At 64.6% G+C, this 474-nt stretch carries 1 protein-coding gene and 1 pseudogene; both read left to right on the forward strand.

Translation table 11 applies throughout. The features are described 5' to 3' along the window. Nucleotides 1-196, forward strand: a pseudogene (locus tag J5M71_RS27895) (FAD-dependent oxidoreductase); the annotation flags it as partial. Beyond that, the coding region (locus tag J5M71_RS27900; RefSeq protein ID WP_243434387.1) for a class I SAM-dependent methyltransferase at nt 193-474 on the forward strand (282 nt) is incomplete at its 3' end. The pseudogene J5M71_RS27895 and the gene J5M71_RS27900, both read left to right, overlap by 4 nt.

The following is a 474-nucleotide window of genomic DNA, read 5'->3' on the forward strand; positions in this document are numbered from 1 at the left end:
CCGCTGCTACGTCGAAGGCTGGTACGCCGGCACCTTCCAGGACGTGATTTTCTACGAGGACAGCCAGGCGGAAATTCGCCGGATGATCTGTTCGATCCTCGCCGGTTACGCCTGGGACGAGCGCAACCCGTTTGTCAGCGAAGCGCGGCGCCGGCTGAAGATGATTTCCCAACTCTGCGCGCAGGACGCCTCATGAATTACCTGAGCGACAGCTACGTCGAGGAAACCCGCTTCGGTCTCTGGTTCCTGCGCAGCCACACCTGGCAGCACCACGTGCTGCGCGTGGCGATCAATGATCTGCGTGGATTATTCAGTGAGCCGCTGCCGGAACGTCCGGTGCTGCTGGACGCCGGTTGCGGTCAGGGCAAGTCGTTCGGCCACCTGCGCCAGACCTTCGCCCCGCAGCGCCTGATCGGCGTCGACGCCGACCCGCACAGCCTGCAACTCAGCGCCGAAGAGGCCACGCGCCTGGGC

It is taken from the genome of Pseudomonas sp. 43(2021) (assembly GCF_017490805.1).
GTDB lineage: Bacteria > Pseudomonadota > Gammaproteobacteria > Pseudomonadales > Pseudomonadaceae > Aquipseudomonas.